20 protein-coding genes, 1 tRNA gene and 1 pseudogene are annotated in these 24,512 nt (G+C 71.9%); 16 read left to right on the top strand and 6 right to left on the bottom strand.

Annotated features, from left to right (window positions below):
• Window positions 1-543 precede the first annotated feature (543 nt).
• Window positions 544-1,108: pseudogene (locus ACFV2X_RS41065) on the bottom strand (tyrosine-type recombinase/integrase); the annotation flags it as partial.
• A 276-nt stretch (window positions 1,109-1,384) separates the two neighbouring features.
• On the opposite strand from ACFV2X_RS41065, the gene ACFV2X_RS41060 reads away from it, so the two are divergent.
• Complete coding sequence (locus tag ACFV2X_RS41060; protein WP_385626413.1) at window positions 1,385-1,627, top strand: hypothetical protein; 243 nt, start codon at window positions 1,385-1,387, stop codon at window positions 1,625-1,627.
• A gap of 342 nt (window positions 1,628-1,969) precedes the next feature.
• On the opposite strand, the gene ACFV2X_RS41055 is transcribed toward ACFV2X_RS41060, so the two are convergent.
• Window positions 1,970-2,056, bottom strand: a tRNA-Ser gene (locus ACFV2X_RS41055).
• A 45-nt stretch (window positions 2,057-2,101) separates the two neighbouring features.
• Window positions 2,102-3,679, bottom strand: coding sequence for a trypsin-like peptidase domain-containing protein (locus ACFV2X_RS41050; protein ID WP_385626412.1), 1,578 nt, complete (start codon window positions 3,677-3,679; stop codon window positions 2,102-2,104).
• A gap of 216 nt (window positions 3,680-3,895) precedes the next feature.
• On the opposite strand from ACFV2X_RS41050, the gene ACFV2X_RS41045 reads away from it, so the two are divergent.
• From ACFV2X_RS41045 to ACFV2X_RS41035, 3 genes are all read left to right on the top strand, one after another.
• Window positions 3,896-4,729: a glycerophosphodiester phosphodiesterase gene (locus ACFV2X_RS41045; protein ID WP_385626411.1), complete on the top strand. Its 834-nt coding sequence runs from the start codon at window positions 3,896-3,898 to the stop codon at window positions 4,727-4,729.
• 140 nt (window positions 4,730-4,869) lie between these two features.
• Window positions 4,870-5,463, top strand: a complete 594-nt coding sequence (locus tag ACFV2X_RS41040) for an ATP-binding protein (RefSeq protein WP_385626410.1) — start codon at window positions 4,870-4,872, stop codon at window positions 5,461-5,463.
• A gap of 205 nt (window positions 5,464-5,668) precedes the next feature.
• Window positions 5,669-6,637 carry a DUF5926 family protein gene (locus tag ACFV2X_RS41035; RefSeq protein ID WP_385626409.1) on the top strand — a complete coding sequence of 323 codons (969 nt, stop codon included), beginning with the start codon at window positions 5,669-5,671 and terminating at the stop codon, window positions 6,635-6,637.
• Between the two features lie 807 nt (window positions 6,638-7,444).
• Here the strand turns inward: ACFV2X_RS41035 and ACFV2X_RS41030 are convergent.
• Window positions 7,445-8,119 (bottom strand): bifunctional DNA primase/polymerase, encoded by a 675-nt coding sequence (locus ACFV2X_RS41030; RefSeq protein ID WP_385626408.1) that lies wholly within the window; start codon window positions 8,117-8,119, stop codon window positions 7,445-7,447.
• A gap of 560 nt (window positions 8,120-8,679) precedes the next feature.
• On the opposite strand from ACFV2X_RS41030, the gene ACFV2X_RS41025 reads away from it, so the two are divergent.
• The 3 genes from ACFV2X_RS41025 to ACFV2X_RS41015 all read left to right on the top strand — a co-directional run bounded on the left by ACFV2X_RS41025 (window position 8,680) and on the right by ACFV2X_RS41015 (window position 13,480).
• Window positions 8,680-10,131: a PP2C family protein-serine/threonine phosphatase gene (locus ACFV2X_RS41025; protein WP_385626407.1), complete on the top strand. Its 1,452-nt coding sequence runs from the start codon at window positions 8,680-8,682 to the stop codon at window positions 10,129-10,131.
• Between the two features lie 113 nt (window positions 10,132-10,244).
• Window positions 10,245-11,759 carry an aminopeptidase P family protein gene (locus tag ACFV2X_RS41020; protein ID WP_385626406.1) on the top strand — a complete coding sequence of 505 codons (1,515 nt, stop codon included), beginning with the start codon at window positions 10,245-10,247 and terminating at the stop codon, window positions 11,757-11,759.
• 92 nt (window positions 11,760-11,851) lie between these two features.
• The gene (locus ACFV2X_RS41015; protein WP_385626405.1) at window positions 11,852-13,480 is read left to right on the top strand and encodes a PLP-dependent aminotransferase family protein; all 1,629 of its coding nucleotides are present in this window, start codon (window positions 11,852-11,854) and stop codon (window positions 13,478-13,480) included.
• Here ACFV2X_RS41015 and ACFV2X_RS41010 read toward each other — a convergent pair.
• Window positions 13,446-13,934: an ATP-binding protein gene (locus ACFV2X_RS41010; protein WP_385626404.1), complete on the bottom strand. Its 489-nt coding sequence runs from the start codon at window positions 13,932-13,934 to the stop codon at window positions 13,446-13,448. The genes ACFV2X_RS41015 and ACFV2X_RS41010 overlap by 35 nt on opposite strands.
• Before the next feature lie 201 nt (window positions 13,935-14,135).
• Between ACFV2X_RS41010 and ACFV2X_RS41005 the strand changes: the two genes are divergently transcribed.
• The 9 genes from ACFV2X_RS41005 to ACFV2X_RS40965 all read left to right on the top strand — a co-directional run bounded on the left by ACFV2X_RS41005 (window position 14,136) and on the right by ACFV2X_RS40965 (window position 23,987).
• Window positions 14,136-14,942: a hypothetical protein gene (locus tag ACFV2X_RS41005; RefSeq protein WP_385626403.1), complete on the top strand. Its 807-nt coding sequence runs from the start codon at window positions 14,136-14,138 to the stop codon at window positions 14,940-14,942.
• A gap of 100 nt (window positions 14,943-15,042) precedes the next feature.
• A complete protein-coding gene (locus ACFV2X_RS41000; protein WP_385626402.1) occupies window positions 15,043-15,804 on the top strand; it encodes a YcnI family protein in 762 nt (253 codons plus the stop codon).
• Between the two features lie 88 nt (window positions 15,805-15,892).
• Window positions 15,893-16,552 carry an SCO family protein gene (locus ACFV2X_RS40995; RefSeq protein WP_385626401.1) on the top strand — a complete coding sequence of 220 codons (660 nt, stop codon included), beginning with the start codon at window positions 15,893-15,895 and terminating at the stop codon, window positions 16,550-16,552.
• The gene (locus tag ACFV2X_RS40990; RefSeq protein WP_385626400.1) at window positions 16,549-17,034 is read left to right on the top strand and encodes a copper chaperone PCu(A)C; all 486 of its coding nucleotides are present in this window, start codon (window positions 16,549-16,551) and stop codon (window positions 17,032-17,034) included. Before ACFV2X_RS40995 ends, ACFV2X_RS40990 begins: the two co-directional genes overlap by 4 nt.
• 6 nt (window positions 17,035-17,040) lie before the next feature.
• On the top strand, window positions 17,041-19,014 hold the full coding sequence (locus ACFV2X_RS40985; protein ID WP_385626399.1) for a copper resistance CopC/CopD family protein: 1,974 nt from the start codon (window positions 17,041-17,043) through the stop codon (window positions 19,012-19,014).
• Window positions 19,011-20,348: an iron uptake transporter deferrochelatase/peroxidase subunit gene (gene efeB, locus ACFV2X_RS40980; RefSeq protein ID WP_385626398.1), complete on the top strand. Its 1,338-nt coding sequence runs from the start codon at window positions 19,011-19,013 to the stop codon at window positions 20,346-20,348. Before ACFV2X_RS40985 ends, efeB begins: the two co-directional genes overlap by 4 nt.
• A 67-nt stretch (window positions 20,349-20,415) precedes the next feature.
• Complete coding sequence (gene pheA, locus ACFV2X_RS40975) at window positions 20,416-21,351, top strand: prephenate dehydratase (protein WP_385626397.1); 936 nt, start codon at window positions 20,416-20,418, stop codon at window positions 21,349-21,351.
• A gap of 534 nt (window positions 21,352-21,885) precedes the next feature.
• On the top strand, window positions 21,886-23,163 hold the full coding sequence (gene serS, locus ACFV2X_RS40970; protein WP_385626396.1) for a serine--tRNA ligase: 1,278 nt from the start codon (window positions 21,886-21,888) through the stop codon (window positions 23,161-23,163).
• Window positions 23,160-23,987 (top strand): HAD family hydrolase, encoded by an 828-nt coding sequence (locus ACFV2X_RS40965; protein ID WP_385626395.1) that lies wholly within the window; start codon window positions 23,160-23,162, stop codon window positions 23,985-23,987. Before serS ends, ACFV2X_RS40965 begins: the two co-directional genes overlap by 4 nt.
• Here the strand turns inward: ACFV2X_RS40965 and ACFV2X_RS40960 are convergent.
• Window positions 23,971-24,420, bottom strand: a complete 450-nt coding sequence (locus ACFV2X_RS40960) for a phospholipase (RefSeq protein WP_385626394.1) — start codon at window positions 24,418-24,420, stop codon at window positions 23,971-23,973. The genes ACFV2X_RS40965 and ACFV2X_RS40960 overlap by 17 nt on opposite strands.
• Between the last annotated feature and the right edge of the window lie 92 nt (window positions 24,421-24,512).

The following is a 24,512-nucleotide window of genomic DNA, read 5'->3' as shown; positions in this document are numbered from 1 at the left end:
ACCCCTCTAAAATTATCTTTTCCTTTTTTTATTTTAAAAAAAACCACAATAACAACCCCCCTTTTGGTGGGCGGGGGGGCCGCGGGGGGGCCCGCCCCCCCTCGGCCGTTCCGCCCCCCTTCTCAAGCCATGCGGATGGCGTCCCTGGAGAGAGGCTCCAGGGCGGTGCGGAGGGACGGCGAAGACGGTGACCGCGCCCGTCGTCTTGTCGCGGACCGCCGTCGCGTGGAGGAAAGGGTCCTCGCCGTAGCGAGCCGTCGCGTACGTCGGGCCCGTCGGGCCCGTCGGGCGTATAAGTGCAGCGATCGCGCCCGATCTGGTCTACAGCTGGTCCACACGCGCTGGTCAAAGGTCGGATTCGGGCGGCCGGAGTGAGACAACGCCAACGCAGAAGGGGCGCCCCTTGGGTCGGGGCGCCCCTTCTGACCTGTCCGTTCTCTCACCTGGGCGGAGGCTGAGGGATTTGAACCCTCGGTGACATCGCTGCCACGACGGTTTTCAAGATCTCTCGGCGGTTTGCCGGGCGGGACGCTCCGCCGCAGATTAAACGGGCGCGAGCATCCCGGCGGGGCCGTCGTCATCGTCATCGTGCCCGCTACGTGCCCCAGGCTCGTGCTCGTGCCCGCCGAGCCAGGAGTCGGCCGCTTCGGCGACCTGGTCGTCGCGACCGGCGACCGGCCGGGCGTAGTGCCGGGTGGTGACGCTCGCGTTCGAGTGGCCGAGCCGGTGGGCAGCGGTCATCACGCCGTACCGGTCGGCGACCCAAGTTCCGTGCGAGGCCCGGAGGTCATGCGGAGTCACGTCGGTCAGCCCGGCCGCCGACACGGCGGGGTCGAAGTACGCCTTGCGCCACTGGTTGCAGCGAAGCGGCTTGCCGCCCGGCGTGGTGAACAGGACCGCGTCACCCCCAACGGGCAGAGGCTCCAGGTGCCGGCCGAGCCGCTGCGCCTTGCGAAGGGCCAACGCGAAGGAGCCGCTTCTGATGCGACTTCGGGGTGTCGAAGACCAGGGTGCCGTTCGCTTCGGCCAGGTTCTCGTCAACCATGACGAAGCCGCCGGACACATCGATATCCACGCGCCGGAGGGCGAACGCCTCACCGACTCGCAGGCGCGTGGGAGCTCCCATCCCGTCGCCGTCGTCCCAGGCAGAGCCGAGCGGACGCGGCCCCTGGCGTCCAGGTCGTTCGTACAGTGGCGCGCTCCACCTGGACGCCAGGAACCACGTCCGCTCCATGGTGCAAGAAGACAGGCCCTCGACCTGCCCATCGGGGCGCCGCCAGCCTCTCGTCTCGGCTCGATCCGGCCCTATGGCTCGCATACGACAATCTACCGATAGTGACGCTGTCAGTGCCTCAGTGCTTTCCGGATGAGCAAATAAATCCCGATGGCGACCAAGGCTGCCCCCATAAGGATCAGGAGCGCCCCGAGGACAGTCAAGATCATCCCGATAAGGATCAAGATCGTCCCGATGATGAGAAGAAAGATCGCAAGGACGATCATGGTGCACTCCTCCCTTCCCTCCCGACTGTGGTCCCTTCCCGTCTCCCTTGCAAACGCTTCCGGATGGGACCGCGAGGTGAAGGGTGAATCGCCAACGCCGGTAGTTCGGGACGAAGAGGCCGCCTGACGCCAGCCGTGACACCAACGGCCCCGTACGCCCACGCCACCAGCGGGACGTCAGCGGACCGCCGAGCCAGGCGAAACGGCCACCAGGAAGCACCCCACCCCGCCTGAAAAGCGAAAGGTCGCCGGTTCGACTCAGGCCCCGTCCCAGCTCCGGCGCAGGCTGTCCGGCTCGTACGGCATCCCGATCCCGGCAGGACACCGGCCAAAGCCGCTCCACCGACTCGGGCACGTGCCCCCCGCGTGCCCGGTCGAGCGGGAAACCACGGCCAACAGCGGCCAACAGCGGGCAGTGGACAAGGCGAAGGCCCCCGACCTCGGTTGCAGGTCAGGGGCCATATAGCGGCGGAGGCTGAGGGATTTGAACCCTCGGTGACATCGCTGCCACGACGGTTTTCAAGACCGTTCCCTTAGGCCGCTCGGGCAAGCCTCCTCGCGCCGGGCCCGCCTGGGGCGGCGCGGGGATCAGCCTAGCGCGTCAGCTGTCACCCTTGCGCTGTCCCAGGGTGACCTCGGTCGTGGACTGTTTGCCGTCGCGCTTGTAGGTGATGGTGACCTTGTCACCCGGCTTGTGGGTCCAGATCTCGCTGATCAGGGTCGGGCCGCTGTCGATCACCGTGTCGTTGAGCTTGACGATGACGTCGCCGGCCTTCAGGCCGGCCTTGTCGGCCGGGCCGCCGGGGACGACCGCCTGGCTGCCGCCGGCGCCGTTGCCCGCGATGGTGGCGCCGTCGCCGGTGTCCTTCATGTTGACCGTGGCCTCGATCACCGGGTAGACGGGCTCGCCGGTCTTGATCAGCTGCTGGGCGACGTGCTTGGCCTGGTTGATGGGGATGGCGAAGCCGAGGCCGATGCTGCCGGACTGCTGGGTCTCGCCGCCGAGGCCGCCGCCGTTGCCCGCGGACTGGATGGCGGAGTTGATGCCGATGACGCCGCCGTCGCCGTTCAGCAGGGGGCCGCCGGAGTTGCCGGGGTTGATGGAGGCGTCGGTCTGCAGGGCGCTCATGTACGAGGCGTTGCCGCCGCCGCCGTCGCTGGAGGCGACCGGGCGGTTCTTGGCGCTGACGATGCCGGTGGTGACGGTGCCGGAGAGGCCGAAGGGGGCGCCGATGGCGACGGTGGCGTCGCCGACCTGGACCTTGTCGGAGTTGCCGAGCGGGAGCGGGGTGAGTTTGGCGCCCGAGGCGTTCTTCAGCTTGACGACGGCGACGTCGTAGCCCTGGGCGCGGCCGACGACCTCGGCGGTGTATCGCTTGCCGTTGGAGAACGTGGCGGTGAGCTTGCCGTTGTCGGCGGCGGAGGCGACGACGTGGTTGTTGGTGAGGATGTGGCCCTGTGTGTCGTAGACGAAGCCGGTGCCGGTGCCGCCTTCGCCGTTGCTGCCCTGGGCCTCGATGGTGACCACGCTCGGCAGGGTCTTGCCCGCGATGTCGGAGACGGAGCCGGGGGTACGGCTCTCCGACTCCGGGTTACCGAGGGCCGAGATCGTGGTCGAGTCGCTGCCGTCGCTCTGGTCTGCGGCCCAGTAGCCGATGCCGCCGCCGATGCCTCCGGCGACGAGGACGGCGGCCAGGAGGGCGGCGACGAGCCCGCCGGAGCGCTTGCGCGCCGGGGGCTGGGAGGGCGGGGCGGGAACGGTCCCCCAGGGGTCGGCCGGGCCGCCGGGGGAGCCGTGGAGGGCCTGCGGGCCGTCCTGGGGGGGCTGGCCGCCGCCTTCGGCCCACCACGCCGCCGTACCGCCGGAGCCCGCGGCCGGGTCGGGGAGGGGGTGTCCGGCGCCGGAGGTGACGGGGGCGCCGTCGGCCGCGACGGCCGGGGGCGAGGCGGGCGGGGCCACGGGTGGCGTGGGGGCCGGGGGCGCGGGCTCGGGCAGGCGGGACCCCGCCGCCGACTCGCCCGGCGGGCCTATTGGCCCGGCCGCGACGTCCGGGGCCGCGCCGACCGCCGGCTTGAAGTCTGGCGCCGGGGGCACGGCGGGGTCGGGGTGCGGCGTCGGAGGTGCCGGACGCGACCCGGCCTCAGGCGGAACGGCAGCGCCCTCGTTCTCGGTGCTCACAGCTCTCTCCTCATGTGCACGACAGTTTGCTTCGGCGACCCACGCTTACGAATGTCCGACGTAAGCTTTTCCCACCGCGCGTCAGACCGCTGTAAGGAGCGGTGGCCCCGTGGGCTACCAACCTTTATCCCGGACAAAGCGGACCGCCGCCAATCCGCGCGGCGGTGGACGGGACCTCCTGCGACGCCCCGCACCGGGCGGTGGCACCATAACGCGGTGACCTATGAGCGCCCGGACCGGGACATCCGCCCCGGTCCGCACACCCCCTCCGTCGTGGCCCACCGCGGCGCCTCCGAGGACGTCCCCGAGCACACCCTGGCCGCGTACCGCCGGGCCATCGAGGACGGCGCCGACGCGCTCGAATGCGACATCCGGATGACCGCGGACGGGCACCTGGTCTGCGTCCACGACCGCCGCGTCGACCGCACCTCCAACGGCCGGGGCGCCGTCTCCACGCTCGAGCTGGCCGATCTCGCCGCCCTCGACTTCGGCTCCTGGAAGGGGCAGGCGAGCGACAAGGAGGAGCCGGACCGCGACAGCCGCGACAACACCGCGGTCCTCACCCTCGAACGGCTCCTGGAGCTCGTCGCCGACGCGGGACGCCGCATCGAGCTGGCCATCGAGACCAAGCACCCGACCCGCTGGGCCGGCCAGGTCGAGCAGCGGCTGCTCGACCTGCTCCGCCGCTACGGCCTCGACTCCCCGCCGCCCGGCGAGCCCTCGCGCGTACGCGTCATGAGCTTCTCGGCGCGCTCGCTGCACCGGGTGCACGCGGCGGCCCCCGCGGTCCCCACGGTCTATCTGATGCAGTTCCTGCTGCCACGCCACCGGGACGGCGCGCTGCCGCGCGGGGTGCGCATCGCGGGGCCGAGCATCCGGATCGTACGCAATCACCCCGACTACGTGGCGCGCCTGCACCGCGCGGGGCACCGAGTGCACGTATGGACCGTCGACGATCCGGCCGATGTCGAACTGTGCGCTCATCTGGGCGTCGACGCGGTGATTACGAACCGCCCCAAACAGGTACTGTCCCAACTCGGACGCTCATAATGGGCATTACAAGGCGTGCACCGGCGCGTTCGGTACGTATTTGATCGTGACGAGTGCGTCACCAGATGCCACATGGCCTGTTTCTGCTCCAGCCCTGCGGGGCATCCATCCCGTGGCGTGGGGCTAAGGAGGTCTCGGGGGTGGCGTTGGTGGTGGCACGGCAGGTGCCGACGTCTTCGACCATGGCCGTACCCCATGGTCCTGCGGGCGTAGGTGCGGCACGGCACCGGATGCGTGACGATTTGAGCAGGACTGGGGTATCGGATTCGGTCATAGACGATGCGGTACTGATCCTTTCGGAACTACTCAGCAACGCATGGCGACATGGCCGGCCATTGGGCTCCGACGCTGGCGACGGGACCGTCCGGGCGGCCTGGCACGTCGACGAGTACGGCCGGCTGACCGTCGAAGTGACCGATGGCGGCGGACCGACAAGGCCGGTTCCGGCCAATCCCTCGATCACTGCGCGTGGCGGCCGCGGGCTCAACATCATCACGTCGCTGGCCGAGGCCTGGGGGGTGCGCGACGACACCGGGGAAGTGACCGTATGGGCGTCGCTTCCCGCCCATGACGGCTTCCGTGACGGATTCAGCACACCCGTCACCCTCCTCCCGAGGCTCGGCCCCGATCTCGGCCCTGATCTCGATCCCGGCCTTGATCCCGATCTCGATCCCGGCCTCGGCCCCGATCTCGACCCCGATCTCGATTTCGCCGATCTGGACGAGCTCGCCTAGGGCACCCACCCAGGGCACCCACCCAGGGCACTCGCCCAGGCATACGGTCGGCCTCGCCGACGGGGTTCGCCGACTGGGTTCGGCCAAAGGGCTAGGCTCCCGCCCGTACCAGTCGTACGGGCCGTACGGAGCGACCGCGGCCGTACGAGACGCACGCGGCCGTACGAGGACGCCACGAGCCGCACGATCGGGAGACAGCCACGCCATGGGCAAGAAGCGCCGCCCCCAGACGACGAAGGCCGGACCGCGGGTCACGAGCGCGGAGATCCCCGTGGTGGGGGCGCGCGAGCCCTGCCCGTGCGGCTCGGGCCGCCGCTACAAGGCCTGCCACGGCCGGGAGGCCGCGCACGCCGTCACCGAGCTGGTGCAGCGCCCCTTCGAAGGGCTGCCCGGCGAATGCGACTGGGTCGCGCTGCGCGAGCTCGTACCCGCCGCGACCGTCGAGCTGAACCTCGTCGAGGGCCTGCCCGAGGACGTCCCGTCCGTGACCCTCGCCACCGTGCTGCCCATGGCCTGGCCGGCGCTGCGCCGCGACAACGGCGCCGTGCTGCTCGGCCTGCAGAACGACACCGCCTCCGGTGACATCAGCCGCGACCTGGCCGACACCCTGCAGCGCGCCCTGACCGCCGAGCCGGGGACGCCGGTCGCCGCCGAACGGGTCGCCGGAGAGGGCCCGCGGCTGCAGGATCTGCTCGATCCGAAGGGCGTTTTTTCGCCGACCCTGCACGACGGGTTCGAGTTCTGGCTCGAGGACGCCGCGAGCGCCACCGGTGAGGTCGCCGCATCCCTCGAACGGGCGAACGCAGCCGCCATCCCGACGGCCCGGCTCACCAGTGTCGAGGCCGCGTACTGGTGCCGTACGCCGGAGAAGAACCACCTGCGCTGGGTGATGTCCCACCCGGAGGAGCGGCTGCTCGACGCCCTCGCGCGGCTGCACGCCGCGGGCGCCTCCTCGCTCGGCGAGGGCACCCGGCTGGTCGGCTCCTTCCGGGCGCACGGCCTCACCGTGCCGGTGTGGGACCTGCCCGGCGCGATGGGCGCGGAGGAGACGGAGAAGCCCGCCGAGGCGTTCGCGGAGCGGCTCGCCGAGGCGCTGGCCTCCGACACCCCGCTGACCGCCGAACAGCGGCGGGCGCGCGGCGGTCTCACCAACCGTCAGGTGACGCTCAGCTGACGGTCGTACCGGGCTCGGGCGCGGGGCGACCGTACGCGTGACACTGCTCACAACTCTCCGCTACACCCTGCAATTACGCGTCCGGAAATCCGCGATCGAATTTGCGAACCGCCGATCTCTTGTTACGGTTTTAAAAGCCCGGTCGCTGGTGCATCCCCCGTCGCCAGCGACCGGGCGCTTCCATGTCCGCTCCACGGCCCGCGCCCCGCGCAGGCGCACGGGGCGGCCAACGCCCCCCGCGGTGCCGTGAGTTGACTCCCGTACCGCGCGGCCTCGGCAGACCTCTCCCGCCGCGACCTCGGACGGTTCTCCTCGCGACCGCGGACCGCTCCCGTCGCAACCGCAACCACAACCGCGAGGGCACACACGGCCGTCTCCGCGCCGCGGGCGGCCTCGCGGCCACCGAGCCCCGGGGACGGCACCCGCGGCGCCGCTCGCCGCCTCTCCGGCGTTCCGCGGGCCATCCCCGGGCGGGTCCATCCCCCGCCGCGGGGGGGGGGGGGCCCCCCCCCCCCGGCCGGGGGGGGGCCCCCCCCCCCCCGCTGCGCCGCGGGGGGCGGCCGTGGCTGCCCGAGGTCACCACGGTGGTGGGCGCCATCCCCGGGCGACGCGGCGGGGCACCATCCCCGGACGGCCTGGACGCATCACCGGGCCGCGTGCGCCACCGGGCCGCGCCAAGACCCCGCGCACGCACGTACGGCGGGGCGGGGTCGACAGGCGCGCCGGGAGGCGTCAGAGGCGTGAGTACAGACGGTGTCAGGAGACCTCAGGGGGCCTCAGAGGGCCTCAGGGGCACGGCAGGCGCCGTCAGTAGGCGAGCCGGCTGCCGCCGTCGGGTGCGCTGGTGCTCGCCTCGACCAGCGCGTCCACCACCGTGGTGACCTCGGGCAGCCACGGCCGCCCCCCGCGGCGCAGCGGGGCCCGCTCCCAGCGCACCCCGCCCGCGCCGATCTGCGAGGGGGGCAGCACCAGATAGCCGCCCTCGCCATGGAACCGCAGCGAGCTGGGCACCCAGTCCTGGCGGTACAGCAGATCGCCGAGCTCTTCGAGGGAGTACGGGGCCACCAGAAGCGCCCACCGGGTGGGCGTGGCGATCACGGGGCCGAGCCGTACGCCGGACCGCTCGATGGCGTCCAGGGCCCGCATACCGGCGACCGCCGGCAGGCTCACCGCGCATGGGCCGCGCCCTCCGGTGGCCAGGAGCACGGGCGCGGTCGGGCGGTTCGCCCACCACCAGCGCACCATGCGCGGGTCGGTGGTCGCCGCGAGGAGTACGGGGTCGAAGGGGTGGCCGCCGGGCACCGCGCAGTCCGGCTGGGGGCATCCGCACTCGCGCGGCCGGCCGCTGCCGGGCGCCAGGCCCACGCCGGGGAGTACGGGCCACTGCCACTCGGTGGCGCAGGTGAGCGCCGCACGGAGCAGCGGCGATCGCGCACCGCGCCGCAGCGAGAACTTGCGTCGCCTTCCGAGGATCTCGCGCATGAGCGCTCGTTCCTTTCCGTTAACGCCGAGGGCTGTTCCGTCGCACTACATGGCACTACGTGGCGCTGTCCGGAGATGTTCGGCCCGTCACACCACGTGGATCACAAGTCACTGCGCGTACAAGGCAGCGCATCACGCCTCAGGCCGAGCGTGGAACGTGGCGAAGGGTGGCGCGCGCATGGCGCTTGCCGTCTTCGGTGGTGCTTCCCTCGCCACTCGGGGATGGGCGCCGGCCGTTGCCGTCTATGACGCCTGGACCGGCCACGGGGTTCCGGGGCGGTCCCAACTGCCCCTGCCCTTCTCCGAATGTGTACCCGCCGCGGCGGAGACGACGCGCTGTCGAATGACGCCAGTCGACCCTAAATAGGCAACGTAACGACCTCTTTTCGGCCAAGTTCAATTCAGCACAGACACCAACAAGACCACCGGGACAATGCTGGACATCGCCTCTCGGGTGCGTGTACATCTGGAGACAGTAGCGGCACCGTAGCGGCGCAGCACGACAGGGGGTTTGCGATGCTATTGAGCAAGCCGGAGGCCGCGTGCGAAGGCAGTGGGCCATGAGCTCACCTCACCCGCCGAAAGTGGCCGGAATCGATCCTTCCCTCCCCGCCCCCACGCACACTTCCGACCCCGTCACGCCGCCCCACGCCCCCAACCCCGCCCCCGATCCCGCGGTCCAGGACCACCTGGCCGGGTGGCTCTCGGACCTCACCACCCTCCACGAACTCACCGAGCGGCTCGCCCTTACGGGCACGCTGGACGACGCGCTGGACGAACTCCTGCGCGCCGGAGCCTCGCTCGTCGGCGCCCGGCGCGGGCTGGTCGCGCTGGAACCGGCCGACGGGCTCGGCCCGGTCACCACCGTCGGCCTCGGCCTCGGGCGCGCCGACCTCGGCCATATCGAGACGATCCCGCGCAGCACCGCGTCCGCCGGCCACCTCCTGGACGGGCTGCCCGAGCCGGACGGCGAGCCGCGGCCCGGCGTCGCCCACCCCGACATCCCGGGCGAGGCCGAACTCGACCCGCGCCACCGCGAAGTCGCCGCCCGCCTGGGCTACTCCGCGAGCTACGCCGTGGCCCTGGACCCGCTCGCCGACCCCAGCACCGCCTCGAACAGTCACACGGGCGCCACCGGACCCCTCGGGCGGCTCGGCGCGGCCGCGTGGCTGTACGACGAACCGGCCGAGCCCGCGGAGCGCCAGCGCCACCTCGTGGGCCTGTACTGCCGCTACGCCGCCGCGCACCTCGCCCGGCTGGTCGAGCTGGCCCGCGCCCGCGCCACCGTCGCGACCGTCCAGGAGGAGCTGCTGCCCACGCGGCTGCCCCGGATCCCCGGAGTCCGCCTCGCCGTACGCCACCGCGCCGCTCCCCGCGGGGGCGGCGACTGGTACGACGCGCTGCCGCTGCCCGACGGCGCGCTCGGCCTGTCCGTCGGCGGGGTGACCGGATCCGGACCCAGCGCGGTCGCCGCGATGGGGCGGCTGCGGGCGTCCCTGCGCGCGTACGCCGTGATGGAGGGCGAGGATCCGGTGGCCGTGCTCTCCGACCTCGAACTGCTGCTGCGGCTGACCGAACCCGCCCGCTCCGCGACCGCGCTCTTCGCCTACTACGAGCCTCTACCGCGCAGGGTGGTGCTGGCCGGGGCCGGACACTGCCCGCCGCTGATCACCGGCGAGCGGCGCACCGAGTTCGTGGAGACCGCCCTGTCCGCGCCGCTCGGCATGCTCTCCTGCTGGGAAGCGCCCAGCGTGGAGCTCGAACCGGGCCGCGGAGAAACGCTCCTCTTCTACAGCGACGGGCTGCTCCACCGCACCGGAGAGCCCATGGACCGGGCCTTCGCACGGCTGCACACGGCCGCCGCGAGCGCCCCCAGGGCCGTACGGAGCGACCCGGACGGTTTCGCGGACCATCTGCTGCGCACGGTCCTCCCCAGCGGCGGGACGGGCCAGGGCGCGGGCGCGGACGACGGCACGGAGGACGTCGTCCTGCTCGTCGCCCGCTTCGACTGACCGCGCCGACCCGCCATCCACCAGCCGATCCGCCACCAACCACCTGAAACCGGCCATAGCCCGCGATCACCGGTGGATCATGCACATCCCGGCTGTCACACCCCCCACCTACCATGGACCCGGTCCAGCTCGAGGAGGATGACGTGACCGAGGAGCCCACTTCCGAGGCCCTGGAGACCCCAGAGGCCGGGGAGCAGCCCATCAAGCAGCGGAAGAACAGCCTTTACACAGGCATTTCCGACGAGCTCACCGAAAACATGAGGTCAGGCTGGGACGACACCGAGCTGCGCGGCCTGGAGCCCATCGAGCAGGCGCCGCACACCGCCCGCCGCCGCGCCGAGCTCTCCGCTCGATTCCCCGGGGAGCGCCTGGTCATCCCCGCCGGCAATCTGCGCACCCGCTCCAACGACACCGAGTACGGGTTCCGCGCCGCCACGGAGTACGCGTATCTGACCGGCGACCAGACCCACGACGGCGTCCTGGTCCTGGAGCCGGACGGCGCCGAGGGCCACACCGCGACCGTGTACCTGCTGCCCCGTTCCAACCGGGAGAACGGCGAGTTCTGGCTGGACGGCCAGGGCGAGCTGTGGGTCGGCCGCCGGCACAGCCTCGCCGAGGCCGAGCAGCTGCTGGGCCTGCCGGCCAAGGACGTGCGCGAGCTCGCCGACGCGCTGCGGGCCGCGACCGGCCCGGTGCGCATCGTGCGCGGCCATGACGCCGGTCTCGAAGCGGCGCTGACGGACAAGGTCACCGGCGAGCGCGACGCCGAGCTGCGGACGTTCCTCAGCGAGCAGCGCCTGGTCAAGGACGAGTTCGAGATCGGCGAGCTGCAGGCGGCCGTCGACTCGACCGTGCGCGGCTTCGAGGACGTGGTCAAGGTCCTCGACAAGGCCGAGGCCACCTCCGAGCGCTATATCGAGGGCACGTTCTTCCTGCGCGCCCGCGTCGAGGGCAACCACGTCGGCTACGCCTCCATCTGCGCCGCCGGCCCGCACGCCACCACGCTCCACTGGGTGCGCAACGACGGCCCGGTCCGCTCCGGGGAGCTGCTGCTCCTGGACGCGGGCGTGGAGACCCCCACGCTCTACACCGCCGACGTGACCCGCACGATCCCCATCAACGGCCGCTTCACCCCGCTGCAGCGCAAGATCTACGACGCGGTGTACGAGGCGCAGGAGGCGGGCATCGCCGCGGTCAAGCCGGGCGGGAAGTACCTCGACTTCCATGACGCCGCCCAGCGGGTCCTGGCCGCGAAGCTGGTCGAGTGGGGCCTGATCGAGGGCCCGGTCGAGCGCGTCCTGGAGCTGGGCCTGCAGCGCCGCTGGACGCTCCACGGCACCGGCCACATGCTCGGCATGGACGTCCACGACTGCGCCACGGCCCGCCGGGAGGCGTATGCGGAGGGCACCCTGGAGCCCGGTATGTGCCTCACGGTCGAGCCCGGCCTGTACTTCCAGGCCGACGATCTGACCGTGCCCGAGGAGTACCGGGGCATCGGCGTCCGTATCGAGGACGACATTCTGGTCACGGAGGACGGCAGCCGAAACCTCTCGGCCGCCCTGCCGCGCACCTCGGATGACGTGGAAGCATGGATGGCCGCGCTCCTTCAGGGCTCGCAGGGCTCGTAAGACCCGCGGGGTTCGGTCAGGGCTCGGACAGGACTCGGGCAGCGGTCGGTCAGGGCTCGCGGGGCTGGTGACCAGCGGTATCGTCCGGTTCCATGGCGGAATCCTGGGTCAATTCGGCAGACGGCCTCGGCAGTGACCTCCACCTGGAGCTGTCCGGTACGGGCAGCCGCCGGGCGGCCCTGATGGGGGCGCTGCGCGAGGCCATCCGCAGTGGCCGGCTCGCCCCCGGCACCCGGCTGCCGCCCTACCGCTCGCTCGCCGTCGACCTCGGCCTGGCCCGGAACACCGTGGCCGACGCCTACGCCGAGCTGGTCGCCGAGGGCTGGCTGACCGCCCGCCAGGGCTCCGGCACCCGGGTCGCGCCCCGCGCCGCCCCGCCCCCGCCCAGGCGTGCCCAGGGACGGGGACGGGGGCAGGGGCGGGGCCGACCGGCCGTCGGCACCGGCGCGCCGTCCGCCGCCGCGCCGGCCGGAGGCGGGCCCGTACGGCGGGCCCGGAGAGCACCCGCGCGCCCTCCCGAGCCCGTCCACAATCTGCTGCAGGGCCAGCCCGACGCCGCCTCCTTCCCCCGCACCGCATGGCTGGCCTCCGGCCGCCGCGCCCTGACCGCCGCGCCCAACGAGGCCTTCGGCCCCGGCGACCCGCAGGGGCGCCCGGAGCTGCGCCTCGCGCTGGCCGAGTATCTGGCCCGCGTCCGCGGGGTGCGCACCGACGCCGGCCGGATCGTGATCTGCTCCGGGTACGCCCACGCGCTGCGGCTGCTGGCCGGAACGCCGGCGCTGCGCGGCACGGCGGCCGTGGAGGCGTACGGCCTCGGCTTCCACCGCTCGCTGCTCACCGCCGCCGGGATCCGCACCGTGCCGCTGTCCCTGGACGCGGACGGCGCCCGCACCGAGGAGCTGGCCTTGCACCAGGGCGTACGGACCGTGCTGCTCACCCCCGCCCATCAGTTCCCCACCGGCGGGCCGCTGCACCCGCGGCGCCGGGCGGCCGCCGTCGACTGGGCCCGGGCCCGCGGCGGGCTGGTCCTGGAGGACGACTACGACGGCGAGTTCCGCTACGACCGCAAGCCCGTGGGCGCCGTCCAGGGCCTGGACCCGGACCATGTGCTGTACGTCGGATCGGTCAGCAAGAGCCTGTCCCCGGCCCTGCGGCTGGGCTGGATGGTGCTGCCCGACCATCTCGTGGACGAGGTCCTGGCCGCCAAGGGGGAGCGGGAGGCGTGGGCGAGCGCGCTCGACCAGCTGACTCTCGCCGACTTCATCGAATCGGGCGGGTACGACCGGCACATCCGCCGGATGCGCCAGCGCTACCGCCGCCGCCGGGACCAGCTGGTCGCGATCCTCGCCGAACGCGCCCCGCACATCCGCGTCAGCGGTGTGGCGGCGGGGCTGCACGCGGTGCTCGAACTGCCGCCGGGCACCGAGCGGTCCGTCGTCCAGGCCGCCGCCTGGCAGGGCCTCGCCATCGAGGGCCTGGCCGACTACCGCCACCCGGACGCCGCGGGTCCGCCCCGCGAGGGCCTGGTCGTGGGGTACGCCACCCCGCCCGACCACTCCTTCACGGGCGCGCTGGACGCGCTGTGCCGCGGGCTCCCACCCGACCTCGGCGACTCCACCGCAACCCCGACCGCAACCACGACAAGCACCACAACGGCCCCCGCAAGCGCGCGGGGAGACGCGACGGTCAAACGCCCGTCAGGGAGTCCTCGCGCCACTTGAGGACCTTGTCGAAGCTGACCACCACACCGCCGTGCCCCGGGCGGTCGCGGTAGCGGACCCGGTCGGTCAGCGCCTCGATCAAAAAAAGCCCTCGCCCATGCTCTGCCTGGGCGGGGGCCGGCTGTCTCGCGGTGGGCTGGGCCTGGGGGGTCTTGGCCCAGTCGCCCCGGTCGGGACGGGAGGGGCGGCGGGGAAATCCGGGACCGGAGTCGGTGACCTCGATGCGGCAGGTGTCGCCGTCGATATAGGCCGTGACTCTGTAGTCCCCGCCCGCGCCGTCCGCGCCACCGCCGTGCTCGACCGCATTCGCGCAGGCCTCGGAGAGGGCGACCGACAAGTCGTAAGAGATTTCGGGATCGACCCCTGCTGTCTCCATGGTGCCGAGGAGCAGGCGCCGGGCGAGCGGGACGCTCGCCGCCTCACGCGGCAGATGGAGTGACCACCAGATGCTCATGCTCCAGCCTCCCGGCCACGGCTCGACATACCGTTACGTATTGCCTGGGTCCATGGTCCGTAAGCGTGCGATTGACGTGACTCCGCTCATTCGGCGGAAGCGCGAATTCCGCATACCGGTGTATGGGGCTGTCCAGGTGTGCGTCGGTACGCCCCACCCGGCGTAGGGGAAATCCGGGCCCAGTGGGATGATGGCGCGGCCATGTCTGCCCCCCACGGTCGCGCCGGAGCCGATCTGCGGATACTGCGGGCCGCGGTTTTCACCGCGGTCTGCGTCGTGCTGTCCGCGGGCGGGCACATGCTCGCCTCCTGTACGACGGTGCCGCTGTGGACGGTCGGCGTGGGCTGCGCGGTGCTGTTCGCCGCGGTGGCCCCGCTGGCCGGGCGCGAGCGGTCGCTGCCGGGCATCGCGGCGCTCCTGGGCGTCGGCCAGCTCGCGCTGCACGCGCTCTTCGCGCTCGGGCAGAGCACCACCCAGCAGACTTCCATGACCCCGGGCACGGGCGGCTCCGGGGGCGGGGTGACCGCCATGGCCGGAAGGCTGCTGTGCGGCGCGGGCCCCGTCCGGCTGGACGCCGCCGCGGCGCACCGCATCGTCAGCCACGCCGGGCTCGACCCCGCCGCGGCGCACCAGGCGCCGTCCGGGCCGGTCATCGCGCACCCGGGCGCCCTGCTGCCGTCGCCGCCGATGGTGCTGGGGCATCTGCTCGCCGCCCTCGCCGTCGGCTGGCTGCTGCGGCGCGGCGAGATGGCCGTGTGGCGGGCGGTGCGGCTGTCGGCGGACGGGGCGCGCGGGGTCGCGGAGGCCGCGCTCGTACGGGCGCTGCGCGCCGCGCTGCGGCTGGTACGCGCGCTGCGCGCCGGTCAGCACAAGCCGGACCCTGCTTCCGTACGCCGTCCGCGCACGCCCGGACGAGACGATGACGGTGCGGGCGCCGGGGCCAAGACGTTCGTACTCCAGCACAGTGTGATCAGGCGGGGCCCGCCGCGCTTCACCCTCGCGGCTTGACCGACGCGGCGCACTCCGGCGGGCCCGGGGCGTTCGCGCGCTCGCCGCACGCGCGCCACTCACCCACCCTGATTCATTCCTGTCCATGGAGTGTTTTGTCATGAACGCCATGCGTCTTCCCCGTCTACGCCGCCTTCCGATCATGGGCGGCATCGCAGCGGGAGCCCTGGTGGTGCTCGCGGCCACCCCCGCCTTCGCGCACGTCAGCGTGCAGCCGGGCCAGGCCGAGCAGGGCAGCTACAGCACCATCGCCTTCAAGGTGCCGAACGAGAAGGACGACGCCTCGACCGTCAAGCTCGAGGTGACCCTGCCCGCCGACCACCCGCTGGCCTCGGTGATGGCGCAGCCGGTGCCCGGCTGGGACGTGAAGCTCACCAAGACCAAGCTCGCCAAGCCGGTCGAGGTGCACGGCGAGAAGATCAGCGAGGCGGTCACCAAGGTCACCTGGACCGGCGGCAAGATCGAGCCGGGCACCTTCCAGCAGTTCCCGCTGTCGGTCGGCGAGCTGCCCGAGGACGCCGACCAGCTCGTCTTCAAGGCCCTCCAGACGTACGACGACAAGGAGGTCGTGCGCTGGATCGAGGCGCCCAAGGAGGGCGCGCCGGAGCCCGAGAACCCGGCGCCGGTGCTCAAGCTCGTCAAGCCGGCCGAGGGCTCCGACGGCCACGGCGGCTCCAGCGCCTCGGGCGACACGGACAGCGCCGCCGAGAAGGCGAAGGCCGAGAAGACGGAGGAGACCGCCTCCGACTCCAGCAGTGACAGCAGCGACACCACCGCCCGTGTGCTGGGCATCGTGGGCATCGTCATCGGCATCGCCGGCGTCGGCTTCGGCGTCCTCGCCGGCCGCCGCCGCAACGCCTGAGCCCCCTCAAGGCCCCTGAGGGGTGGCGGGCGCCATGCCCGCCACCCCCGTACCACCGATCCATCAGTCTTCTTCGGAGAACGACTCCATGCGCACCAAGTCCCTGGGCGCGGCCCTCGTCACCGCCGCCGCGCTCACCCTCACCGCCTGCGGCAGTTCCGACGGCGACAGCGACAAGACAGAGAAGGCCGCCGAGGTCTCCGGCGGCAGCAAGCCCGGTCAGGCGATCGTCCTCGACAAGCCCAAGGCCAAGCCCGATCTGGTCCTGACCGACACCGACGGCAAGAAGTACGACCTGCTGAAGGAGACCAAGGGCAAGCCCACCCTGATCTACTTCGGCTACACCTACTGCCCTGACGTCTGTCCCGTGGTCATGAGCAACATCGGCATCGCGGAGAAGAAGCTCTCCAAGGCCGAGCGCGACAAGCTCCAGGTCGTCTTCGTCACCACCGACCCCGAGCGGGACACCCCCAAGAGGATGCGCTCCTGGCTGAACGGGCAGGGCGGGCAGGACTTCGTCGCCCTGACCGGCGACTTCGACACCATCCAGGCCGCCGCCCGGCCGCTGGGCATCCTCGTCGAGAAGCCGAAGAAGGAGAAGGACGGCAGCATCACCGTCAACCACGGCGCCGAGGTGCTGGCCTTCTCCCCCAAGGACGACAAGAACCACTGGCTCTACACCACGGAGACCACGGCCGACCAGTACGTGAAGGACCTGCCCAAGATCGTCGAGGGGCGGAACCCGTGACGCGGACCGGGGCGGGGCCGACGACCGGCGTGCGGCGGCGGACGGCCGCCGCCGCGCTGGTCCTCGGCCTGTCCGCCGTCCTCGCCGCCTGTGGCGGCGAGGGCGGCGGCGACAGCCCGAAGCTGTCCGTCAGTGGTGCGTACGTACCCCAGCCCCCGACGCAGGACATGGCCGCGGGCTATGTGACGGTGACCAACAAGGGCGGCGCCGAAGACGAGTTGACCTCCGTCACCACTCCGCTGGCCGCCGAGGTCACCATGCACACCACCACCGGCACCCGGATGAAGCAGGTGCGATCGCTGAAGGTCCCGGCGGACGGCGAGCTCAGGCTGGCCACCGGCGGAGATCATCTGATGCTGACAAATCTGACCCACAAGCCAAAGGTCGGTGACAAGGTCAGTTTCACCCTGCACTTCGCCACCTCCGACCCCGTCGAGATCAAGGTCCCGGTCGAGCCGACGACGTACCGCCCCAAGGACTGACGCCCGATGACCTCGCGCACCCCCTCCCTGACCAGGCCGACCGCCAGGCGACTGCTGTCGGTCTGCGGTGCCCTGCTCGCCGCGCTGCTGTGCGCGCTGAGCTTCGGCGCGTCCCCCGCGGCCGCGCACGCCGCGCTCACGGCGACCGACCCCGCCGACGGCGCGGTGGTCAAGACCGCGCCCGAACAGGTGCGGCTCACCTTCTCGGAGGGGGTGCTGCTGTCCCGCGACTCGGTGCGCATCCTCGACCCGAAGAGCAACCGGGTGGACACCGGTAACCCCGCCCATGTGGGCGGCAAGTCGTCGACGGCCGCCGTCGCACTGCGCCCCGGGCTGCCCAACGGCACGTACACGGTGGCCTGGAAGGTGGTCTCGGAGGACAGCCACCCGGTCGCCGGGGCGTTCACCTTCTCCATCGGGGCGCCGTCCAAGACGAAGGCGAAGGTCCCCTCGGACGCGGGCGCCGACGGCACGGTCGAGACGCTGTACGACATCGTGCGGTACGTCGCCTACGGTGGCTTCGCGGCGCTCGTCGGCGGCTGTGTCTTCGCCGGGCTGTGCCGCTCCTCGCGCGCGGTCCAGAAGCTCGCCGTCGGCGGCTGGGTGGCGCTCTTCTCCGCGACCCTGCTGCTGTTGCTGCTGCGCGGCCCGTACACCAACGGCGGGGGCATCGGCGGGGTCTTCGACCTCGGCGGCCTGGGCGATGTGCTGTCCACCAAGCCGGGCGCGGCGCTGCTGTCGCGGCTGCTGCTGCTCGGCGCGGCGGCGCTCTTCCTGGCGGTTCTCTTCGGCTCGTACGCGCGCCGCGCCGCGGACGAGGACCCGGGGCGGCGCCAGGACCTGGCCTTCGGGCTCGCCTTCGGCGGCACCGTCCTCTCGGTGGGCATCGCCGCGACCTGGGCGATGGCCGAGCACGCCTCGGTCGGCATCCAGGCCAAGGTCGCGATGCCGGTCGACGTGGTCCACCTGATCGCCGTGGGGGTGTGGCTGGGCGGCCTCGCGGCGCTCGTGGTCACGCTGCGCACGGGGGAGCCGATCGGGCGGTCGGCCGTACACCGCTTCTCGCGGCTCGCCTTCGGCTCGGTCGTCGTCCTCGTCCTCACCGGCGTCTACCAGTCCTGGCGGCAGGTCGGCTCCTGGGACGCGCTGACCGACACCGAGTACGGGCGCTGGCTGCTGGTCAAGGTCGGCCTCGTGGCGGTGCTCATCGCCATCGCCTCCGTCTCGCGCCGCTGGACGGGCCGCCTCGTGGACGCGCCCGCGGCCGGAGCTGACGACAAGGATGACAAGGCCGACCAGAAGGCCAGCAAGAACGCCGACGTAAAGGCCACCGAAAAGGCCACCGAAGAAGAGGAAGACGGGGACGAGACGGCGGAAGGGACGGCCGCCGACCCCGTGCGCACCGCTCAGCTCGCCCGACAGAAGGCCGCGGTCGCCAAGGCCACCACCCTCCGCGCGCGCTACGGCGACCTCGCGCGCGGCTCGCTCTACCGCTCCGTGCTGGCCGAGACGGTCGTGGCCGTCGTGCTGCTCGCCGTCGCCACCCAGCTGAGCACGACCCAGCCCGGCCGGGCCGCGAGCGCCGTGGCGAGCGCGAAGGACGGCGGCACGGCCGCGGACACCAGCCCCACCGTCGACCCGATCAGCGTCGAGATCCCGTACAACACCGGGCCCAAGAGCGGCCGCGGCAAGGCGATCTTCATGCTGGACCCGGCCCTCCCCGGCGACAACCTGATCCATGTCTTCACCTTCGACCTGGCCGACCGCCCCGTGGACGCGGCCGAGGCGAAGGTGACCCTGACACTCCCGAAGAAGAACATCGGCCCGCTGTCCGTGCCGCTGGAGCACGTCGCCACCGGCCACTGGAGCGCGAAGAGCTTCCAGCTGCCCATGGGCGGCACCTGGCGGCTCGCCCTGACCGTACGGACCTCCGACATCGACCAGGTGACGGAGACCAGGACCCTGAAGATCGGCCAATGAGCAAGACCCCGAACACCCAAGGCGCCCCGAACACCCAGCGCACCCCGGACACCCCGGACACCCGACGCACCCCGGACAGCACCCAGCGCACCGCGCACGCCCAGCCGGAACCCCCTTCCTCGATCTCCCGGCGCCGCCTGCTGGGCACGGCCGGCGCCGTCGGCGCGGCCGGGCTCGTCGCGGGCGGCGCGGCCGGGGCGTACGCCGCCGAGTCGGTACGCAGCGACCCCGACCCGCTCAGCTCCGTCGGCTCGACCACCGTGCCCTTCCACGGTGAGCGCCAGGCGGGCATCACCACCCCCCTCCAGGCGCACGGCCACCTCGTCGCCCTCGACCTGGTGCCCGGCGCGGACCGCAAGGCGGTCGCCGCGCTGCTGCGCCGCTGGTCGAAGTCGGCCGAGGAGCTGACCGCGGGCAAGGCCCCGGCCGATGACACCGGTATCGCGCTGGACGCGGGCCCGGCGTCGCTGACCGTCACCTTCGGCTTCGGCCGCGCCTTCTTCGGCAAGGTGGGGCTGAAGGACCGGCTGCCCGAGGCGCTGGCCCCGCTGCCCGACTTCTCGGCGGACGTACTCGACCCGAAGCGCAGCAACGGTGACCTGTGGCTGCAGATCGGCGCCGACGACGGGCTGGTCGCCTTCCACGCGCTGCGCGCGCTGCAGCGCGAGGCCCGGGAGGTGGCCCGGGTGCGCTGGCAGATGAACGGCTTCAACCGGACGCCCGGCGCGACCTCCCGCCCCATGACGGCGCGCAACCTGATGGGGCAGGTCGACGGCACCAACAACCCCAAGCCCACGGACGACGACTTCGACCAGCGGATCTTCGTCCCGGCGAAGGGGAAGCCGGACTGGATGGCGGGCGGCTCGTACGCGGTGGTGCGGCGGATCCGGATGCTCCTGGACTCCTGGGACCATCTCTCCCCGGAGCGGCAGGAGCGGGTGATAGGCCGCCGCAAGTCGGACGGCGCCCCGCTGTCCGGCGGTACGGAGACCACACCGGTCGAGCTGGCCAAGGTGAACGCGGACGGCTCGCTGGCCATCGCGGGCGACGCACACGTACGGGTCGCCGCGCCGGCCTCGAACCAGGGCGCGGCGATGCTGCGCCGCCCCTTCTCGTATCACGACGGCTTCCGCGAGGACGGCGCGCCGGACGCCGGGCTGCTGTTCGTCGCCTGGCAGGCGGATCCGATGAAGGGCTTCGTCCCGGTGCAGCGGAAGCTGGACCGGGGGGACGGGCTGTCGCGGTTCCTGCGCCACGAGGCGAGCGCGCTCTTCGCGGTGCCGGGCGGCTGCGCCCCCGGAGAGTACGTCGGTCAGGCACTCTTGGAAGGGTGAACCGCAACGTCAGGGGCCGGGCGCTGGGTATCGTGACGGTTCTCGTCCGTTCCAGGGAGTCAGCGTGATGTCGGCCAGTGTTTATACCTACCTCGGTCCCGAAGGCACCTTCACGGAGGCCGCGCTGCGGTCGCTGCCCGAGGCCGCCACGCGCGAGCTGATGCCCATGGTCTCGGTGCCGACGACGCTGGACGCCGTGCGGTCGGGGGCGGCGGCGGCCGCGCTGGTCCCCATCGAGAACTCGGTGGAGGGCGGTGTGACCATCACGCTCGACGAGCTGGCCACCGGCGAACCGCTGATGATCTACCGCGAGGTGCTGCTGCCGATCGCCTTCGCGCTGCTGGTGCGGCCGGGCACCCAGCTCGCCGATGTGAAGACGGTGACGGGCCATCCGGTGTCCCAGCCGCAGGTCAGGAAGTGGCTGGTGGCGAATCTGCCGGACGCCGTATGGGAGTCGGCCGCCTCGAACGGGGACGGGGCGCGGCTGGTGCAGGAGGGGCGCTACGACGCGGCGTTCGCCGGCGAGTTCGCGGCGGCCACGTACGGGCTCGAGCCCCTGGTGAGCGCCATCCACGACGCGGAGAACGCGACGACCCGCTTCGTACTGGTCGGCCGCCCGGCGCAGCCCGCGGTCCGCACCGGCGCGGACAAGACGTCCGTGGCGATCTGGCTCGGCGACGACCACCCGGGTGCGCTGCTGGAGCTGCTGCAGGAGTTCGCGGCGCGCGGGGTCAACCTGGTGCGCATCGAGTCGCGCCCGACGGGTCAGGGCATCGGCCGTTACTTCTTCTCGGTGGATCTCGAGGGGCACATCACGGACCGGCGGGTCGCCTCCGCCCTGATGGGGCTCAAGCGGATCTGCCCGAACGTGCGGTTCCTGGGCTCCTACCCGCGGGCGGGGTTCGAGCCGACGGAGATGTCCCCGCTGCGGAACGGCACCTCGGACGAGGACTTCGCGGTGGCGGAGGAGTGGCTGGCCCGCTGCCAGGACGGCCGGGCCTGACGGCCAGACCAGGGCCTGGGTGAGTTATCCACAGGCTTGAGGCGCAGGCTGGGGACAAGTCGACACATCAACCCGACGTAATCGACGTATCACCCAGCTCGCCTCAACCCACCTACCATCACATCTATCACTCACGTCATCACTTATCTCTTGACCGACGCTCCGGTGTGAGCAAATCCCACCCGAAAGAGTGTGTGAACGAGGTTTGAGTGGGGAATCCATCGCCGAGCACTTCGCGTACCAGATGATCAGCCCGACATCCACAGAACTCACACACAGCCTGTGGATAACTCCGGCCGGAACCACCCCCGCCTGTGGACAACGCAAGGCCAACTCCCCCTTCGCATAAGGGAAGCCGAACGCCCACACCCACCCCTTTGCCCCTTTTCAGGGAATGCGCGCGCCGTCATCGCCGGCATGCGGATGCACAGACGGGCGAATTTCCACGAATCCATACCGTTCTAAACGGGGTGAAGCGTGATGAAAGGGAATATCGGGTCGAGCGCCGGATGTGCACACCGGTAACCTGGTGGGGTGATTGACCTTCGTCTGCTCCGTGAGGACCCCGACCGTGTGCGCGCCTCTCAGCGCGCCCGTGGAGAGGACGTCGCCATCGTCGACGCCCTGCTCTCCGCCGACGAGCGGCGCAGGTCGTCCAGCGTCCGCTTCGACGAGCTGCGCGCCGAGCAGAAGTCGCTCGGCAAGCTCATCCCCAAGGCCTCCGGCGACGAGAAGACGGAGCTGCTGAAGAAGGCGGGCGAGCTGTCCGCCGCGGTGAAGGCCGCCGACGCCGAGCAGGACCAGGCCGCGGAGGAGACCCAGCGGCTGCTGCTCCAGCTCGGCAATCTGGTCCACCCGGACGTGCCCGTCGGCGGCGAGGACGACTTCGCCGTCCTGGAGACGGTCGGCACCCCGCGCGACTTCACGGCCGAGGGCTTCGCCCCCAAGGACCACCTGGAGCTCGGCGAGCTGCTCGGCGCCATCGACACCGAGCGCGGCGCCAAGGTGTCCGGCTCGCGCTTCTACTATCTGACGGGCGTCGGCGCGCTGCTCGAGTTCGCGCTGGTCAACGCCGCGATCGCGCAGGCCACGGCGGCGGGCTTCATCCCCGTCCTCACCCCCGCCCTGGTCAAGCCCAAGGCCATGGAGGGCACCGGCTTCCTCGGCCAGGCCGCGGACGACGTCTACCACCTCGACAAGGACGACCTCTTCCTGGTCGGCACCTCCGAGGTGCCGCTGGCCGCGTACCACATGGACGAGATCCTGGACGTGTCCCAGCTGCCGCGCCGCTACGCCGGGTTCTCCTCCTGCTTCCGCCGCGAGGCGGGCTCGTACGGCAAGGACACCCGCGGCATCTTCCGGGTGCACCAGTTCGACAAGGTCGAGATGTTCGTCTACACGACGCCGGAGGAGGCGGAGGCCGAGCACCAGCGGCTGCTGGAGTGGGAGAAGCAGTGGCTGACCTCGCTCGAGCTGCCGTTCCGGGTGATCGACCTGGCCTCGGGCGATCTGGGCGCCTCGGCGACGCGGAAGTTCGACTGCGAGGCGTGGATCCCGACCCAGGGCAAGTACCGCGAGCTGACCTCGACGTCCAACACGACCGAGTTCCAGTCGCGCCGGCTGTCGATCCGGATGCGCGAGGACAAGCGAGTCCGCCCGCTGGCGACGCTGAACGGCACGCTGTGCGCGGTCACGCGGACCATCGTCGCCCTCCTGGAGAACCACCAGCAGGCCGACGGCTCGGTGCGGGTGCCCGAGGTGCTGCGCCCGTACCTGGGCGGGCGTGAGGTCCTGGAGCCGGTCGCCCGATGAGCGACAGCCCCTCGGTGCCCCTGCCCTACCGGCTCATCGCCACCGACCTCGACGGCACCCTGCTGCGCGGCGACCACACGGTCTCCCAGCGCACCAGGGCGGCGCTCGCCGCGGCCACAGCGGCGGGCGCGGCGCATATCGTGGTCACCGGGCGGACGGTGCCGGTGGCCCGGGGCATCCTCGACGACCTCGACTACCAGGGGCTCGCGGTGTGCGGGCAGGGCGCGCAGGTCTACCACGCGGGCGAGCACCGGCTGCTGACCTCCGTGACGCTGGACCGGCAGCTCGGCGCGCTCGCGCTGGAGAAGATCGAGTCGGAGATCGGCCCGCTCTTCCTGGCCGTGGCCCGCGACGGGCTCGACGGCAAGGTGCTCTTCGGGCCCGGCTACGGGGTGCATCCGGCGGAGCGGGCGGCCCGGTCGCTGGAGGACCGGGCCGACCTGTGGTCCGCCCCCGTCAGCAAGATCTACATCCAGCACGCGCGGCTGGGCGACGACGAGCTGGCCGAGGCCGCCCGCACGGCAGCGGGCGGCCTGGTGGGAGTGACCGTGGCGGGCGAGGGCCTGGTGGAGCTGTTGCCGCTGGGGCTGACCAAGGCGACGGGCCTTTCGCTGGCCGCCCGCCGCCTCGGCCTCACCGCCGAGGACACCATCGCCTTCGGCGATATGCCCAACGACATAGCGATGCTCCGCTGGGCGGCCCACGGCGTGGCCATGGCGGGCGCCCACGACGAACTCAAGGCCGTCGCCGACGAGGTCACCGCGTCCAACGAGGCGGACGGTATCGCCCTCGTCCTGGAGCGGCTGTTCAGCCCAGCGCCTTGACCGCCTGGTAGTACGTCCAGGCGGTGCTGTTGCAGGCGGTCTTCGACGCCCCGCTGTAGCCGTTGCACACCCGCTTCAGGTCCTCGTAGAAGGCGCTGTCGATACGGGCCTTGTTCGCGCTGAAGGTGCCCATGGCCTTGTAGTTGCGGTAGCCGAAGTCATGCCGGGCGCAGGCGGTCTTGAACGGGAAGCCGAGGGGGTTGTCGGGGGACTTGCTGCAGTAGTCGGTCGACCAGTCGAACTGGTAGGCGGACCAGGCGCCCTGGTTGTTGCGCGCCGCGAGCCAGGCGTTGTAGCTGCTGGCGCTCGTCTGGGTCCAGCTGGAGAGCACCTGCGGCTTGTCCGCGGGGGCGGCGTGGGCGGGCCCGGAAAGGGCCATGGTGGCGGCCGCGGCGACCGCGGTGGCGGCGAGGCTCGTGGCAAGACGACGCATCGGTTCCTCCGATGTCTCTGACGGCCCCTCATCAGGGCCGTAGGGAAGGGAGTTGGAACGGGTACGAGGAGTTGCGCTGGTGCACGCCAAGA

Origin of the sequence: Streptomyces sp. NPDC059679 (genome assembly GCF_042734105.1) — a bacterium.
Taxonomy (GTDB): domain Bacteria; phylum Actinomycetota; class Actinomycetes; order Streptomycetales; family Streptomycetaceae; genus Streptomyces.
The sequence above is the reverse complement of the archived record's forward strand: the minus strand, read 5'-3'. Positions and strand labels throughout refer to the sequence as shown.